Annotated in this window: 15 protein-coding genes, 4 pseudogenes and 1 other annotated feature; of the genes and pseudogenes, 11 read left to right on the top strand and 8 right to left on the bottom strand. The window is 37.0% G+C overall.

Features of this window, described 5'->3' with window-relative positions; all coding sequences use genetic code 11:
* Window positions 1-12: 12 nt before the first annotated feature.
* Window positions 13-234, bottom strand: coding sequence for a helix-turn-helix domain-containing protein (locus tag AC4MDD_RS18280; protein ID WP_035245357.1), 222 nt, complete (start codon window positions 232-234; stop codon window positions 13-15).
* Between the two features lie 195 nt (window positions 235-429).
* On the opposite strand from AC4MDD_RS18280, the gene AC4MDD_RS18275 reads away from it, so the two are divergent.
* A complete protein-coding gene (locus tag AC4MDD_RS18275; protein ID WP_004986445.1) occupies window positions 430-681 on the top strand; it encodes a hypothetical protein in 252 nt (83 codons plus the stop codon).
* Window positions 682-1213: 532 nt separating this feature from the next.
* A pseudogene (locus tag AC4MDD_RS18270) lies at window positions 1214-1646 on the top strand (transposase); the annotation flags it as partial.
* A 98-nt stretch (window positions 1647-1744) separates the two neighbouring features.
* Here AC4MDD_RS18270 and AC4MDD_RS18265 read toward each other — a convergent pair.
* The 4 genes and pseudogenes from AC4MDD_RS18265 to AC4MDD_RS18250 form a co-directional block, all read right to left on the bottom strand.
* On the bottom strand, window positions 1745-2941 hold the full coding sequence (locus AC4MDD_RS18265) for a tyrosine-type recombinase/integrase (RefSeq protein WP_000059655.1): 1197 nt from the start codon (window positions 2939-2941) through the stop codon (window positions 1745-1747).
* A gap of 275 nt (window positions 2942-3216) precedes the next feature.
* Window positions 3217-3342 (bottom strand): annotated as a pseudogene (locus AC4MDD_RS18260) (IS1 family transposase); the annotation flags it as partial.
* Window positions 3343-3370: 28 nt separating this feature from the next.
* A complete protein-coding gene (locus tag AC4MDD_RS18255) occupies window positions 3371-3991 on the bottom strand; it encodes an IS1595 family transposase (RefSeq protein ID WP_114837874.1) in 621 nt (206 codons plus the stop codon).
* Between the two features lie 116 nt (window positions 3992-4107).
* On the bottom strand, window positions 4108-5340 hold the full coding sequence (locus tag AC4MDD_RS18250; RefSeq protein WP_151982611.1) for an ATP-binding protein: 1233 nt from the start codon (window positions 5338-5340) through the stop codon (window positions 4108-4110).
* A gap of 430 nt (window positions 5341-5770) precedes the next feature.
* Between AC4MDD_RS18250 and AC4MDD_RS18245 the strand changes: the two genes are divergently transcribed.
* Together AC4MDD_RS18245 and AC4MDD_RS18240 are read left to right on the top strand one after the other, a co-directional pair.
* On the top strand, window positions 5771-6061 hold the full coding sequence (locus tag AC4MDD_RS18245) for a type II toxin-antitoxin system HigB family toxin (RefSeq protein ID WP_000558186.1): 291 nt from the start codon (window positions 5771-5773) through the stop codon (window positions 6059-6061).
* Between the two features lies 1 nt (window position 6062).
* Window positions 6063-6464, top strand: a complete 402-nt coding sequence (locus tag AC4MDD_RS18240) for a helix-turn-helix domain-containing protein (protein ID WP_000993197.1) — start codon at window positions 6063-6065, stop codon at window positions 6462-6464.
* 155 nt (window positions 6465-6619) lie between these two features.
* Here the strand turns inward: AC4MDD_RS18240 and AC4MDD_RS18235 are convergent.
* The 3 genes from AC4MDD_RS18235 to AC4MDD_RS18225 all read right to left on the bottom strand — a co-directional run bounded on the left by AC4MDD_RS18235 (window position 6620) and on the right by AC4MDD_RS18225 (window position 9918).
* Window positions 6620-7854 (bottom strand): IS3 family transposase gene (locus tag AC4MDD_RS18235; protein ID WP_491882647.1). Its coding sequence is split into 2 segments (ribosomal slippage): window positions 6620-7578 and window positions 7578-7854, totalling 1236 coding nucleotides; the frame shifts between segments, so codons are not numbered across the junction.
* Window positions 7463-7579 (bottom strand) — a sequence feature (AL1L pseudoknot). Its footprint overlaps the gene before it by 117 nt.
* Window positions 7855-7901: 47 nt before the next feature.
* Window positions 7902-8552, bottom strand: a complete 651-nt coding sequence (locus tag AC4MDD_RS18230) for an IS6 family transposase (protein WP_004777953.1) — start codon at window positions 8550-8552, stop codon at window positions 7902-7904.
* An 85-nt stretch (window positions 8553-8637) separates the two neighbouring features.
* Window positions 8638-9918, bottom strand: a complete 1281-nt coding sequence (locus AC4MDD_RS18225; protein ID WP_491882646.1) for a cation efflux transmembrane domain-containing protein — start codon at window positions 9916-9918, stop codon at window positions 8638-8640.
* Window positions 9919-10007: 89 nt separating this feature from the next.
* Between AC4MDD_RS18225 and AC4MDD_RS18220 the strand changes: the two are divergent.
* The 7 genes and pseudogenes from AC4MDD_RS18220 to AC4MDD_RS18190 all read left to right on the top strand — a co-directional run.
* Window positions 10008-10079: pseudogene (locus tag AC4MDD_RS18220) on the top strand (MerR family transcriptional regulator); the annotation flags it as partial.
* Between the two features lie 88 nt (window positions 10080-10167).
* A protein-coding gene (locus AC4MDD_RS18215; RefSeq protein ID WP_155857500.1) for an IS3-like element ISAcsp5 family transposase occupies window positions 10168-11297 on the top strand; the annotation gives its coding sequence in 2 pieces (ribosomal slippage) (window positions 10168-10420 and window positions 10420-11297; 1131 coding nt in all).
* A 158-nt stretch (window positions 11298-11455) separates the two neighbouring features.
* Window positions 11456-11791 carry a carboxymuconolactone decarboxylase family protein gene (locus AC4MDD_RS18210; protein WP_002125301.1) on the top strand — a complete coding sequence of 112 codons (336 nt, stop codon included), beginning with the start codon at window positions 11456-11458 and terminating at the stop codon, window positions 11789-11791.
* A 284-nt stretch (window positions 11792-12075) separates the two neighbouring features.
* Complete coding sequence (locus AC4MDD_RS18205; protein WP_002124576.1) at window positions 12076-12504, top strand: hypothetical protein; 429 nt, start codon at window positions 12076-12078, stop codon at window positions 12502-12504.
* Window positions 12423-12629: pseudogene (locus tag AC4MDD_RS18200) on the top strand (GABA permease); the annotation flags it as partial. The gene AC4MDD_RS18205 and the pseudogene AC4MDD_RS18200, both read left to right, overlap by 82 nt.
* Window positions 12630-12972: 343 nt before the next feature.
* Window positions 12973-14063, top strand: a protein-coding gene (locus AC4MDD_RS18195) for an IS4-like element ISAba33 family transposase (RefSeq protein ID WP_076612069.1) whose coding sequence is annotated in 2 segments (ribosomal slippage) — window positions 12973-13513 and window positions 13513-14063 — 1092 coding nt in all. Because the reading frame shifts where the segments join, the coding sequence is not laid out codon by codon here.
* A 155-nt stretch (window positions 14064-14218) separates the two neighbouring features.
* Window positions 14219-16327, top strand: a complete 2109-nt coding sequence (locus AC4MDD_RS18190) for a TonB-dependent receptor family protein (protein ID WP_491882645.1) — start codon at window positions 14219-14221, stop codon at window positions 16325-16327.
* Window positions 16328-16408: the final 81 nt, after the last annotated feature.

Genomic DNA, 16408 nt, shown 5'->3' with positions numbered 1-16408 from the left:
ACGAAGTATTGGTTAATCTTTTTCTTCAACATCTTCCTTAAACTCAAACAAATCATTCATCGTACAGTTAAAGTATTTACATAACTTATCGGCGACTGGCAATTCAATACGTACAGCACGATCATAATACATACTCGTGAGCGTATTGCGATTGATGCCTGTCGCACGTACTACATCACTTAATTTTAAAATTTTTCGATCGCCCATGAGGCTGGATAACTTGCAAGTAATCATATATCAATTAATTTACAAAAAAATAACCTACTAAGAGTTATTTTAAGTTGTTGACTGAGTAATACCCTGCTATATTTAACCTACAGCAGATCATTACAACTTATAGAAAGCATAATTCATCTATTTCAACTAAATTATAACTTTTTAAATGTAAGGATTGAAGCTGTATTAGATTATTTTGTGGAGATGACCGCCATGTTGCCAAATGAATTATTGATCAGCCAGCAAGCTCGTGACTTAGGAAATCAATTAATTAAAGAAATGAACATCAATAGAAGTTACGGAATGGCTAATTTTCTTGGAGTAAATACTTGCTATGATAATCATCAGGCTGTACTTATTTGGACATTTCAACTTCTTGAAAGGGAACCTACCTTAAACGAATTAGCAGAAATTAAAAAATATTTTCTTTTAATCTTTCCAGATAGTGTTTATCAATTAGCCTAAGTTGTTTTTAAAAATTATTTTCAGGGGGGGATTACCGGATAGTCTGATAATTCTGAATAAGATCATAATCCGCTGACGTTTAACTAATATTTACGAAATTCCACACTGACTGTATGGTGGATGGTACTCCATCGAGGTATAGAAACATTGGCTTAAAATAGGATTCAGGTTACATAATAAAAAAAGTCCAGAATTTATAGGCTTAATCTGGACAAAAAGGAAACTAAGAAAAAGAAATCTTGCTTAAAGTTAGGCAATCACTCCATGGAATTTCGTAGCAACCCAATCTGCAATCATAGAGCCCGCATTGGGAGCTATACTTTTCTATCAACGATGTACAAGCTATTTTATACTATGTACGACAAGGCATGGGGGTGGCATTATTGCCTGACTTGATCCTAGACACTATCACTACCTCTCCCGATTATTCTTAATTTTCGATGGGTATATTCATCCTTTTAATGACTGATGTGTGCTGAAAAAACAGGAGGTTTTAACTTGGTAAACCATACATACTCATCAGGAGTTTACCATGAGCAAGAAACACAAGACGTATACGGCAGAATTTAAAGCTGAAACCATCAAAGCAATAGAAGCCATTCAAGGCAATGTATCTAAAAACAGCTAGAGAACTCGGCATTTCCATGCAGACCCTTTCGCATTAGAATAATAAGGCAAAAGCAGGGACTTTAGCTGGTACTAAATAGTATTCATCTGATCTAAACGCTTTGCTCGAAGAAAATAAGCAACTTAAACAGCAGCTTAAATCCGCTGAAATGGTGAAATGGAACGTGAATTTCTAAAAAAGGCAGTAGCGTACTTTGCCAAATAAAGTCAGTAAGGTACGCCTATGTGAAATCCCAAAACACTTATTTCCGATTATTTTGATGGCATGATTACTTCATGTATCAGTTTCACGCTTTTATGATTGGCTAAAACGAGGTGTGAATAAACGATTAGTTCAGGTGGCCTAACTTAAATAAAAAGTCTCAGACAAACCGGGTACGGTTCACTATTTTTGTCGTGTACAGAGAGTTTTTCTATATAAAAGTATGATACTCACCTAGCCATTACTTAAATAATCACCCCACCACTGCATCATTTCAGTCCGTTGAACTAAGTAATCAGCATGATTATAACTGGCACGGGTACGGTTCTTATCAATATGTGAAAGTTGTGCCTCAATCCAATTATCTTGAAATAAACCTGAGTCATTCAAAATGGTACTAAAAGTGGAACGTAGTCCATGAGAGGATAATTGATGTTTGCCATAGCCCATCTTACGAATAGCCATATTTAATGTATTGAAATGAATCGGTTGATTGTGTTTCCGAGGGCTTGCAAAAATATATTTTTCACCGTATGACCATTGCATGACGTCTTTTAAAATCTCTAAAGCCTGATCTGAAAGTGGTACTAAAAAGTCTGGAATCTCATGGCCTAAAATGACTTTACGTCGAAATTGTTTAATATGCAAGGCAGGAATTTTCCATATTTTTGCATTTAAATCAAAATGATGAGGCTCAGCCAATAACAATTCAGCCCCTCGCACTCCAGTATGTAATTTGAACATTAGTGCTTTTTTAATAATGGGATGGGCATCCAATTTTTGTAAGTTATTCTTAAATTCGGATATTTCCTCCGCTTTTAAATACGGATAGTTCTTCTTAATTTTACTGTTGATTACAATTTTATTTAAACCATGAGCGATATTGTATTCACAATAACCCATCGCTACAGCGTAATCATAAATTTGGTTCAAATAGCTACAAGCTTTTTTGACTGGTTCTTTTACTTGGCGCGCCTCTATTTTTTTTATTACTGAAACCAAGTCATAGCGCTTGACGTTTTCAAAAGGTAAATCCTGAAGGTCTGGGTAAATATCATGCTGTAAACATCTTTCTGCTAACTGTAGTACACCGCAGCGGGGTAAATCATTAAATGCATTCTTAAGTTTGAACTGTAGCCATTCCTCCCCTACTTTACGAAAAGTAATTACATTAGAAATAGTATCTTTTTCAAAACTAAAATTATTGTCTTTAAAATCATCTCTGACTTGTCGTGCCTTTTTCAGTGATAAATCAGGATAAAGTCCTAACTGAATGCGGCGACGTTTTTTTATTTGTGGATCTGTATAGCGATAACACCAAGATTTTCTTCCATTCGGCTCAATCTTCAGGCTAAGTCCATCTTCATCAGATAAAAAACAAGTTTTTTCCTTGCAATGCGCTTGGCGAACCTTAATTTCTGTAAGACTCATGAAATTTAAATGAAACCTCTCAAAGGATTGATTGTATCAATTATATCAAAATAGAACGCTTAAAATATGATGCGTAGGCTACGCATCATATAAAATTGTAATACACTGTTTTATATATTTATTGTTATTAGTATTTTTATTTTAGTAACCATCTTAAGTCCCATCTCTACTTAATATGTAAGATGAGATAAATAAGCAGCTAATTACACTAACCTGAGTTAGATATAAAAAAGAGTAGAAAAAAATCCGGTGGTGTTTTAAAAAGTATGCTGACATTAAATGAAGCCATTATTGATGTAAAAGAAGGTTAAGTCGAAGGCTTTAAAATGGTTTTCAAGCTTTTTGGAGAAATTACAACTTCTTCTAAAACCACGTCTTATTCGATGCCTTATTTTGCAAGGCTCTAGACTAGCAGATTTGCACTTAGTTTTACCTAATGAGGTCCCACAACTCTGTTGCTAGCTCATTAGGCTCCCTCATCCAACGCCATTCTGTTTCTTTAAGATGATAATCAAAATACTCTTTTGATATACCGTTGAACTTTGCTAGCCTTCTTTTACAAAAGCTCCAGAATGATTCTATTCCATTTATATGACATTGTCCTCTAGCAAATTCATTCACTCCATGATTTACTCTAAAATGCTTTGAGTAACCAACATCTACCAAACCATTGTATCCACGCCAACCATCACTATAAATTACACTTTCAAGTGCAACTTTACCTAAGATAACTTTTTGTAATGTAGTCTTTTTACAATCAGGGACTATTTCTGTATAAACTCGACCATTCCTTTCAAATATTCCAAATACAGGTTGTTTTAAAGTACCTCGACCTCGCTTCAACTTCCCATGAAAACCACGTTGTCTTTTTGCCCTAAAATAGCTCTCATCAATTTCAATAGAACCTACAAACTTTGCTCTTAAATCTGTTTGATGATCGTAGATTGCTTTTCTAAAAAGCATGTACCAATAGTTGATGGTATTACGGTTCAAGTTAAGCAATAAGGCTGTTTTAGAAGCAGGAATATCAATGCAAAAGCACTGAATAATTTTTTAAATCTTATAGTGACTTAATTTACTGTTTTCTATCATGATTCTAGACTAACATATCTATTCTGCTAGTCTAGAGCCTTAATAAATAAGAGTATCCATGTCTATCCTCAACTTTACTTATTTTCAGATAGCAACCAATCGAGAGCACTCATTTTTACAATACCATTATAATTTGCTTCAGTCCCTATCGTGTCTAAGGTAAGTAAATATTTGGGATACGAATCAGAAATTTTCTGTAATGGACGTAACTCTCGGCTGAGTGTCTCTTCATTGAGCGTTTCTAATGCCACTTGATAATAAGTTAAATTCTGTAAAGTATCGACAGCAACAAAATCAATTTCATATTCATCAACACGCCCTACATAGACGGTATAACCTCGTCTGACAAGCTCAAGATAAATCACATTTTCTAAGATATGACCTTGATCAGCATTAGCATCAGGCAACATAATCCGGCGCAATCCGACATCAACTAAATAGTATTTTTCAGAGGATTGTAATAACTCACGCCCGCGTACTTTAAATTGTGCGGCACTATAAAATAACAAACTGTCCTGTAAGCCCTGAATATAGCGTTTTACTGTTTCAAATGAAATTTTAACCCCATTTGAAACAAAGGTATTTTTAATTTTATTGATAGAAATAGGTGAGCCTGTCACGCTTGCCAAATATCTTGCGACACGCTCGAGAGAGTTAATATCGGCAGTATTCAAACGGGGAATAACATCTTTAAACATTACACTGGCATAGACCGCTTGCAAGTAATCATAAGTTTCCTGCTGGCTAGTCATGGCAAGCGTATAAGGGAAACTACTGCGCGTATACATGGCATACAAATCACGATTGGATAATTGTTGGATGATCGGATTATTTTCAATATGCCACTGTTTAAATTCTTGGAATGACAGAGGTAGAACATGTTGCTCGATATAGCGTCCTGTAAGTAAAGTCGCAAGTTCTCCACTTAGAAAGAATGCATTTGAGCCTGTAATATATAAATCGATATAATCCCGAACATATAAAGAGTCGACTACTTTCTCAAAATTTGTAACATGTTGTATTTCATCTAAAAAAACATAGTTTTTTTTACTTTTATCAACTTTGGACAATACATAATCATGTAGTTTACGGTAATCGGTGAGTTCTTCAAATTCCATAAATTCGAAGTTGATGGCAATGATGTTTTCGGCTTGTACACCCTGTGCTTTTAGGTCTTGTTGAAACATCGCCAATAAGGTGGATTTTCCAGAGCGACGCACACCTGAAAGTACTTTAATGACATCACGGTCTTGCCATGTATTCAGAAATTTTAAGTAGCCATCACGTCGAATATTAGCGCTTCTCATTATTTACACTTAGAATCTAAAGTTTTAATAAATTCTATCAAATTTTAGAACCTATATGTAAATATATTTAATTTTAAAAAAAATTTAAAGGTTAAGTGAAACACTCAAAGCTGCTGTTAAAGTATGCGGATAGTAAATGTAACAAAAATCTAGATTCTATCTTTTTTGATTATTTTCCATGTCATGTTATGTCATTGATGCTGCGACTTAACGGCTATATAAATTAAGTGAAAAGTAAATGGAACTAAGATGTTAACTAGAGTGGAACTCATTTTTGTTGTACTAATGGTATCAGCCTTATTGCGCATGAAATGCTAAAAGGTTTATTTTTTAAGATCATCAGATTAAGTGCATTTTGATAATGAATAAAGCTCCGTGTGGCGCTTTATTCATCCTAGCCATTCAATATTGCAAAATGCGATAAAATGTTATGCATGTGATCACCCACACTCGAATTATAGAAGCAATGCAAAAGTGGCCACAGGCTGAAACGGCATTAGATGGTTGGTATCGAACCATAAAGGCAAACGATCCGAAAGATTTTGCTGAGATGAAACATCTCTTTCCAGAGGTCGATAAAGTTGGAAAGTTCCATGTATTCGATATTGGCGGGAACAAGATCCGACTTATTGCAGTCGTGATGTATCAAGCAAAACGTGTGTATATCCGTGATGTCTTGTACCATAAAGAATATGACAAAGGTCATTGGAAGGAAGGTTAGTATGAACGCGATGATTAAACAGGCCGTAGACCACTGGCACTGCGTTGCACCATTGCTCAGCAAGCCAGAAAATGAAGACGACTTTCATACACTTGTTGAAGCTTTAGATGAACTTTTAGATACTGTTGGTGATGACGAGTCCCATCCTTTAATGGGGCTTACTCATCAGCTTGGTGATTTGGTTTCTGATTATGAAAATGAGCATCTTCCTATGCCTAAAGGGGACGGTCGTGCTGCTTTGGCTTTTTTGATGGAGCAACATGGTTTAGGTCAGTCTGACTTAACAGAGGTTGCAACACCATCAGTGATTTCTGAGATTTTAAGTGGTAAACGCCAACTGAATATTCGTCATATTAAGGCATTGTCTGAGCGGTTTAATGTATCGGCAGATACGTTTTTCTAAAAGAGAGGTGGATCAGGAAATTTGGCTCAATTAGGGGTACTTTGCCTTTCAAATCTTTGTGCAACAAAGCCCAGAGAATCTATAAATGATAGTGCGTAAGTCCTAGAGTATATAAAATGAACCGTACCGGGTTTGTCGGAGACTTTTTGTTTAAGTTAGGCCACCTGACCTAACGGGTTAATTTTATCATAGTACATCGCTTCAAAATCAAAAGGTGATACATAACCTAGTGAACTATGTATACGTTCTTTATTGAACCAATCTACCAAATTTAATGTGGCAAGTTGTATATCACCCAAACCACGCCAATCTGCTTTTAAATATTCAATCACCTCTGTTTTGTACAACCCATTCACTGTTTCAGCCAATGCATTATCGTATGAATCCCCCGTAGTGCCGACTGATGCTCGTAAATTCGCTGCTTCTAAACGGTTGGTATAGCGAATTGAAAGATACTGTACGCCTCTGTCACTATGATGAATCACGTTATTTGGCATTCCTCGATCATGCAATGCCTGCTCAAGTGCAGCGAGCACCATGTCGGTATTCATCCGTGTTGATACTTTCCATCCAACAATTGCTCGTGAGAACACATCAATAATAAATGCGGTATAGACCCAGCCTGAATTGGTTTGAATATACGTGAAGTCGGCCACCCACAAGTGATCAGGATGATCAGCTTTAAAATTGCGTTTTACTAAATCATCTGCTGATTTTTGATCATCTCGGCTACGCGTTGTTTGTTTATTCTTACCACGCCAAACACCTTGTATACCTAGCTGTTGCATCAATCGAGCAACTGTACAACGTGCAATAACATAGCCTTCGTGTCTTAGTTTTTGCCTGACTTTGCGCACACCATAACGACCTGAACTTTCTTTCCAAATACGTTTAATCTGTTCAGCATGATGTTGATCATGTAGATCTCGTTTCGCTCGATGTTCCCTTGCGAAGCAATGCTTCTCATCGCAGAGATCTAGAGTCCGGTAATAAGTTGAAGGTGCGATAGGTAAAATCCTACAAATCGCCTCGACTCCGTACGGCTCTTTATTATTATGGATAAAATCCATCATTATTTGTGTGGGCGGTCGAGCTCCGCCTGGGCGAAAAAAGCGGCTGCTTTGCGTAGAATTTCATTGGCACGTTGCAGCTCTTTATTTTCACGTTCGAGCTGTTTAATACGTTCTTGATCTGAAAGCTGCTGTACTTTAACTGGATTTTGTTGATCCAAATATTTTTGATGCCAGGAACGTAGTGTTTCAGGGGTACAACCAATTTTAGGTGCAATTGCTGTGATTGCAGCCCAAGTAGAAGGATAATCTTTTTCGGATTCAATCAATAATTGAACCGCTCTGTCTCTGATTTCAGGAGTATATTTTGGTTTTGTCATTGGGACATTCTCTCAAGAAAAATGGTCTCCGACAAACCCGGTACGGTTCAAAATGACGATGCTTGTCCTTTACGTAGTGCACGCATGACTTCAATACCTTTAATTGTGGCATAAGCCGTCTTCATAGATTTGAATCCTAATGTGGCCCTGATGATCCGCTTTAGCTTGCCATGATCACATTCAATCACGTTATTTTTATACTTAATCTGCCTGTGCTCAAGGTCTGGTGGACATTTACCTTCCCGTTTTAACCGTGATAAAGCACGTCCATATGTGGGTGCTTTATCCGTGTTGATCACTTGTGGAATTTGCCACTTCTTCACATTATTTAAAATTTTTCCAAGAAAACAATATGCTGATTTGGTATTACGTCTAGAAGAAAGATAAAAATCAATGGTATCGCCACGTTGATCGACTGCACGATACAGATAAGACCATCGTCCATTCACTTTTACATAGGTTTCATCAATATGCCACGAGCTCAGATCTGTAGGATTACGCCAATACCAGCGTAAACGTTTTTCTATTTCAGGAGCATAACGTTGAACCCAACGGTAAATAGTCGTGTGATCAACATTCACACCCCGTTCGGCCAGCATTTCCTGCAGTTCACGATAGCTAATGCCATATTTACAATACCAGCGCACAGCCCAAAGAATGATTTCGCCCTGAAAATGCCGACCATGGAAAGGATTCATATGCTGCACCTTTAGCTAAAACAGTCTTCAGCTTACCATTCGTGGTTATTTGCAACAGTGCCAAATAGATTCATTTTCGATACTCTTACTTCAAAGCCAAAATTTTTCGGGCACCATTAAGTACGAATAAAGAAACCAGTATGCCAATGATTAAGTCTGGATAAGCTGATCCCGTCCACGCCACGAGTACACCGGCAAATATAACGCCCATATTTACGACAACGTCATTCGCCGAGAAAATCCAACTGGCTTTCATATGTGCGCCATCTTCTCGATGACCAGAAATAAGATATAAGCATGTCACGTTAGCTATAAGTGCGAGCAGGCCAATAACAATCATGAGCGTTGATTCTGGCTCGCTTCCAAACATGAATCGTCTAATGACATCAACAATCACGATAACAGCAAGTAATAACTGAATCCAACCTGCGAAATGGGCTGCTTTTATTTGAAATTTCGCAGCTTTTCCGACGGCATATAGTGCAATACCATAAACGGCTGCATCGGCAAACATATCTAGAGAATCAGCAATCAATCCTGTAGACGCAGCAATAATACCGCTGATGAATTCTATAAAGAAAAGTAGAGCATTAATACCTAATAACAGTTTAAGTACTTTAGCTTGTCTCACAGGATCAGGTTCATTAGGTATATCGCCTGAAGAAAGCTGTATTTCATCAAGTTTCGCCCCAAAACCCAGTCCTTCGAGTTTAGCCGTAATTTGCTGAATCCCTTCATTATGGAAGACTTTCAGTTTTCGATTGGGAAGATCAAAAGTAAGACCTTTAACTGCTTCAATATCTGCAAGAGCCATACGGACCATTTGCTCTTCAGCAGAGCAATCCATTTTAGGAATGGTGTAGGTACTTGTTTGCTTAGCCTGTTGATTGCTTATATAAGTTTCAGTCTTCACAAGCTTTGCACCAAAACCCAAAGCTTCAAGTTTGGTGGTTATATTTTCATCTTTTTGATTATGTAGAACCTTTAAAGAACGGTTAGGTAAATCAAAGATGAGTTTTTGAACACCATCAATTGAAGATAGCGCCATACGAACCATCTGTTCTTCCGCAGAACAATCCATTTTGGGAACTAAGTATTCACTCATGTAGTGCGAATCTTTTAAAACGTCTTCAGTGCTTAAATTTTCTTTGGGATCAGAACCACAACAGGATTGAGCGGTATCTTCACAACTGTTTGAAGTGTTACAGCAAGGAGATGAAGATTTTTTTTCTTCCTCTTCACCACAACAGCTAAGCGTATTATCACAATTCTTTGAATTGTTTGCTTCTGCAATTGATGGATGATTTTCTTGTTGAGATTTCTTATCTTCGCATGGTGTTTCTTTACTACATCCACAACCACTCATAATTATACCCATTAAAAAAATTATAAACTTTGAATATTAGAATCCCTATAGTTACTATAGAGTCAAGAATCTTTGGAAATACTAACTCAATGCATTTAAAAATTGGTGAACTCTCTAAAAAAACCTCATGTTCAGTATTAACAATTAGGTTTTATGAAAAGTGATGTGGGTATAGGATTTTAGACCACGCCTATAAGTGATAATCTACTCCCCAATAAGCATGGGAAATGCTTGTTTTTGGAGTCAACCATGACACGAAGAAAACGTCGTAATCATTCAGCAGAGTTTAAAGTTAAAGTTGCTCTCGCAGCAATTAAAGGCGACCACACACTCGCTGAACTTTCTACTCAATTCGACTTACATCAAAACCAAATCATCGATTGGAAAAATCAACTGCTTGAGCAATCAGTCAATATTTTTTCACGACCAACAGCACAACAAGAACCAGAGATTGACCTCAAAGCTCTACATGCCAAGATAGGACATCAGGCATTGCAAATTGATTTTTTAGAAGGTGCGCTCAGAAAAATAGGGCAGCTGAGCGGCAAAAAATGATCGATAAGACCCATCAACTTTCGGTACGACAACAATCGCAATTGATTCAAATCAATCGCAGTACGTTGTATTACAAGCCCAAAGAGATTTCATCAACTGATTTGAGTTTGATGCGTCTGATCGATGAAATTCATCTCGACTACCCATTTATGGGCAGTCGAATGATACGAGATATGCTACAGCGTCAAGGACATCAAATAGGTCGGCGTAAAGTCCGACGTTTAATGCGCTTGATGGGAATACATGCCTTGTATCCAAAACCCAATACCAGTAAGCCTAATCTTGCACACCGTATTTTCCCATATCTGTTGAAAAACATGGTCATCGATCACTCTAATCAAGTCTGGTGTACAGATATCACGTACATTCCTATGGCTAAAGGCTTTGTCTATCTGTGTGCAATTATAGATTGGCATAGTCGTAAAGTACTGGCTCATCGAGTATCGATCAGTATGGAAACAGACTTTTGCATAGATGCGTTGCAAGAAGCAATTGTGAAATATGGTTGTCCAGAGGTGTTTAATACAGACCAAGGCAGTCAATTCACAAGCGAGGCATTTTTGAATGAGTTAAAATTGCGAAATATCCGTATCAGTATGGATGGGAAAGGACGATGGATGGATAATGTGATGATTGAGCGTTTATGGCGCAGCGTGAAGCATGAGGAAGTCTATTTGAAGGCTTACGATACGGTTAAACAAGCGAAACAATCAATTGCTGAATATTTGGATTTTTATAACATGATACGTCCTCATTCAAGTTTGAATAAGGCAACACCGGATGAATTTTATGATCAACATTTACTAAAAGTAATGGCAGCATAATTTAAATATTTAGAGCGGATTTATCACTTATAAAACTGAATTGAGTGGTCTAATTAACGGAACCACATCAAAAATTACGTTGTTTACACAAAATTTAAGAAATTTTATCTCCAATTCAACTAATATTAAATCTGTATTTAATCAAAGGTATTTTTAAAATGTTCCTAGATTGGCCAGAACATACAGCACATGTCAAAAAATCATTTGGATCTTTAGGAAAAACTCACCCTAAAATGCTTCAAGCTTATTTAGCACTTAATGATGCTGCTGCTGCCGAGGCATTAGATATCAAAACACGTGAATTAATATCTATAGCAGTGGCAATCACTACGCGTTGTGAAAGCTGTATTTCAGTGCATGCAGAAGCAGCAATGAAAGCTGGTGCAACAGAAAGCGAAGTAGCTGGTGCTTTAGCTACAGCAATTCATTTGAATGCAGGAGCTGCATATACATTTGCTTTACGAGCTTTAGAGGCATATGAAGCACAGAAATAATATCTTTATTAGGTATTGAAAAAGATAATTTGACTAGAAAAACTGCTACATAATTATTTGAAAAAATTTAATGTACAGTCTCAAAAATGGGAGTTCAACAAAACTCCCATTTTTTATTATTGAGTCAGTTCTTAGTCGATGTAATGAGAATTTAATATAATAGCAATTACATTAAATTTCTTTAATTATCATAAAGATAATATCATTTTTAAAATTTCGTATAACGTGTATTATGTTAATTTTAGAGAAATTTCATAATTCTGATTTTTTAGCTTAGGCCTTTAATGCAAAACTCTTATTCCTCTTTAGAAGAAATTTCATCTCTTGAATCTTTTGTGATAACGAGTCATATAAGTTCATATCATCATAAAATGATGTACGGTTTACCGAAAAATTTTAAAAAAATAGTTAAAAATGATAGTAATGAAGCCTTTAAAATTAATGCTAAGGCGTACCACTCCTCTGTTACAGGTAAATTTTTAACTCATAGATCATCTGCATTATTTGATGACATAGTTGATCATCCAGAAAAGTTAAAAATAGACTCTCAGTTTCTTCAAACTCTTAAATCACTAAAGCTATACCCAAATGATATTTTTCCCGAATGGAATCAGCATATTGAAATATATAATATTTTACGTATCTTGCAATCTTCTTTATTATTGGCGCACTTATTACCTTGTTGGTTGAAGGCACTTATTTCAAAGAAGTAACCTATACCAGTTTACTTGCATTGTTTATTGTTGGATTAGGCATCTGTGCACAGAAGTTTAACTGGGGAAAGCATGCTCAAGATAAGCCAATGAACACTCAGGCGGACTTGACCAACAATCTGTAATGTTAAACTAATGTCAGATTGAGCAAAATTCAACATACACTAAAACCAATGGCCTCCCAGTGAAAGCCATTGGTTTTTTAGGCTAAACTCAGAAATAAGTTTAATTTTCACTCAAATGTTAGCCGCCGTTTTTATCTATCTTTTTGTATTCATATACTAGAAAACTGTCAGCCTGTTTGATATTGCAGAGCCCTTTCAGAAAAGAATTTTGTATAGATTGCCGCCTCACTTTTAAGTGCTTTCACTATTCCCTTTATTCTAATAATTTTTATCTTTGTACACGACAAAAAAAGATAACTCATTGAAATAATGGCATAATACTTGTTTTCTGAAGACGAATATGATGACACATTTCAATGAGTTATATCTCATCTTAAACAAATATCTAAAGTGGAACAAGTCACATGCAAAATGTTTTACACTGATTATGCTTGCATTAATTGTAAAACAGACATGTAATCTTTCTTCTGCATCTAAAGCCTTACCCATCAAGTGCTTACCACAATCATTTTATCGACGTATACAACGCTTCTTTGCAGGTCAGTATTTCGATTATCGTCAAATTTCTCAGTTAATTTTCAATATATTTTCATTTGATAAAGTCCAATTAACTTTGGATAGAACTAATTGGAAATGGGGAAAACGAGATATCAATATCTTGATGTTAGCCATCGTCTATCGTGGAATAGCGATACCTATTGTTTGGACATTGCTCAATAAACGTGGAAATTCAGATACAAAAGAGCGTATTGCTTTGATTCAACGCTTTATCTCCATTTTTGGTAAAGATCGTATTGTGAATGTGTTTGCAGACAGAGAATTTATCGGTGAGAAATGGTTTACATGGTTAATTGAAAATGACATTAACTTCTGTATACGTGTTAAAAAAACTTTATTGTGACCAATCACTTAGCCAAGAATCATAAAATTAGTGATTTATTTCGTCATCTTCAAGTTGGTCAAACTGAATGTCGTAAACGACGTATTTGGGTTGGTCGAGTGAAACTGTATATTAGTGCGCTACGATTAGAAGATGGAGAACTTTTACTTGTTGTTTCTCCTATGTTTAATGCTTCTGCTATTCGTGATTATGCATTACGCTGGGAAATCGAAACGTTATTTAGTTGTCTCAAAGGACGTGGATTCAATCTTGAAAATACTCGTTTAACAGACCCTAGACGAGTCAAAAAATTGATAGCAGTGCTAGCTATCGGTTTCTGTTGGTGCTATTTAACAGGTGAATGGCAACATGATCGGAAAAAAGCGATAAAAATAAAGAAGCATGGACGACTTTCAGTAAGTTTATTTCGCTACGGTTTGGACTATGTTCAAATGGCTATTCTACGTTTGATTGGTTTTGGAAAAAAAGAAGAATTTAAGAAAGTGCTAGCAATTTTAAGAAAGAAAAAGCCTGATAGGACAAGGGTCCTATGAAATTTGTCGTGTACAGAGAATTTTTATATAACACTTGAATAAAAAGCAAACGATTATCATTTACAGATCTCGCTAGTCAGCTTATCATTTCACAAACTTACAAATTCTCCGTATTTTCTTCACATTTAACCTATACATCATTTTAAGGATCTCTTGTGTTACTCCCTCAGTTCAAAAAATCAGTCCTCACCCTCTGCTTATTTCCCTCCATACTTTATGCAGCCGATACATACCCTACTGTGACGCTTAACCCGATAACTGTGCAAGCCGAAGGCAACTGGTTAGATGAAGCCAATGCACAGAAAGTACTAAATCATGCTGGAGCGCGTACAGTCATTCAGCGTGATGAGTTGATTAACCGAGGCGTAACTTCTGTCAAAGAGGCTTTACGCACTGTGCCTGGTATTCAAGCTCCTGAAAATGCAGGAACAGCTGGGAGTGATGCATCGTTAAGCATCGGTGTCCGTGGTTTAACGTCACGGTTTTCACCACGCTCACAGGTACTCGTGGACGGTGTTCCACTTTCATTTGCCCCTTATGGTCAATCACAACTCTCCTTAGCACCCACTAGCTTAGGCAATATTGAAAGCATCGACGTGGTGCGTGGTGCGGGCTCTGTTCGCTTTGGGCCACAAAATGTAGGCGGGATTATTAACTTTAACTCGCGTACAATTCCTGAAACCTTTGCTGGAACGGTAGACCTCACTACAGAAATTGCAGAAAACGGTCATGTAAAATTTAGCCCCAACTTATTTGTGGGTGGAACCTTAGACAACGGTTTAGGCTTAGCGCTGTTATATTCTGGCGTTAATGGAGAGGGTTTTCGCGATAAAAATGATGACTCTGACATCAACGATATTCGCTTAAAAGCAGCTTATACAATAGATGAATATGCAAAAATTAAAGCCAATCTACACCGCTACGATGCAGATGTAGATATGCCTGGAGGTTTAACCCCTGCTCAATTTGCTGAAAATCCATATCAGTCCTTGCGCAATCATGATTATATGAAAGGGCATCGTACTGACGGTTCAGTTAAATACAGCTATAAAAAAGATGACAATGCCTTTGAGCTTTTGGCCTATCACACTGACACCTTCCGTGATGCAGGAATGGAACGTAGTGGATCAAAACTGTACCAAACGGCGCCACGTAATTATAAAGTGACGGCAATCGAGCCACGGTATTCGCATGCGTACCAACTTGGGACTACTGAAAATGAAGTTTCTGTGGGCTATCGCTATCTACATGAAACTAGTGAAGAGGCGGTTAATCGTGCAAGCTATAACACGGTCACAGGCCCTACAAATGAATATGCTTGGACCAAAGCAGACGGGAAAACAGATGCACATGCATTGTTCATCGACAACCGCACAGATGTGGGTGCATGGTCTCTGATTCCTGGTGTTCGTTTTGAGAAAATCAAAACCACCGAAAATATGTACAAATTAAATAAAGATGCATCGGTACTCAACGGAGTACATGCTGAAAAATCCTATGATGCAGTATTACCAAGCTTTTCAGTCATGTATAAAGCCAATGATTTGTGGAATATTTTTGCAAACTACGGTAAATCTTTTGCACCACTACAATATAGCCAAATGGCTAATACCAATGCGTCAGGTGCCTATCTGACCATGCAAGGCTTGCAACCTGAAAAAGCCAATAATTATGAAATTGGTACACACTATTTAGACCCATATCTATCCCTAGAATTCACCCTGTTTTATATTGATTTTTCTGATGAATTAAAACGAGATGATGCAACTCAAACTTACTCAAATTTAGGTGCCACTGAACACAAAGGAGCCGAGTTCGGATTTAAATATAATCTCGGTGCAATCAGTGACGAACTCAGCGGTATTTCGCTATATGCCAATACCACTTACACCAAAGCAACCGCATCTGCTGGGGAAAACAAAGGACAAGATCTCGACTTTTATTCACAATTGGTCGGCAATGCTGGAATAGACTATAAAATTGATCAATGGACACTAAACACTAATTTCTACGGTCAATCTGGTCAAACCGCATCGGGCACCCATGATGCTACTGGACGCTATGGCAACATTCCTGGTTATGGTTTAGTGGGTGTTCGGGCATCCTATGATTTTTCCAACACACAACTCAATGGTCTCAAAGTGGGCTTCGGTGTGAAGAACCTATTTGACCGTGAATACTACACTCGTTCAGCGGATCAAGTCGGTGGAATGTATGTAGGTGCGCCACAAACGTATTATCTACAAACCTCATTTGATTTCTAGACACTCAATTCTAGAAAAGCAAATATTCAGGCAGAGACACCTCTCATTCATCTTTGCAAAAGTGATGTCCTCGCCTGAAAC

This window comes from Acinetobacter sp. CAU_H_29a_1, from assembly GCF_058599505.1.
Note: the sequence above shows the minus strand (reverse complement) of the source record. Positions and strands in the feature narration are given on the sequence as shown.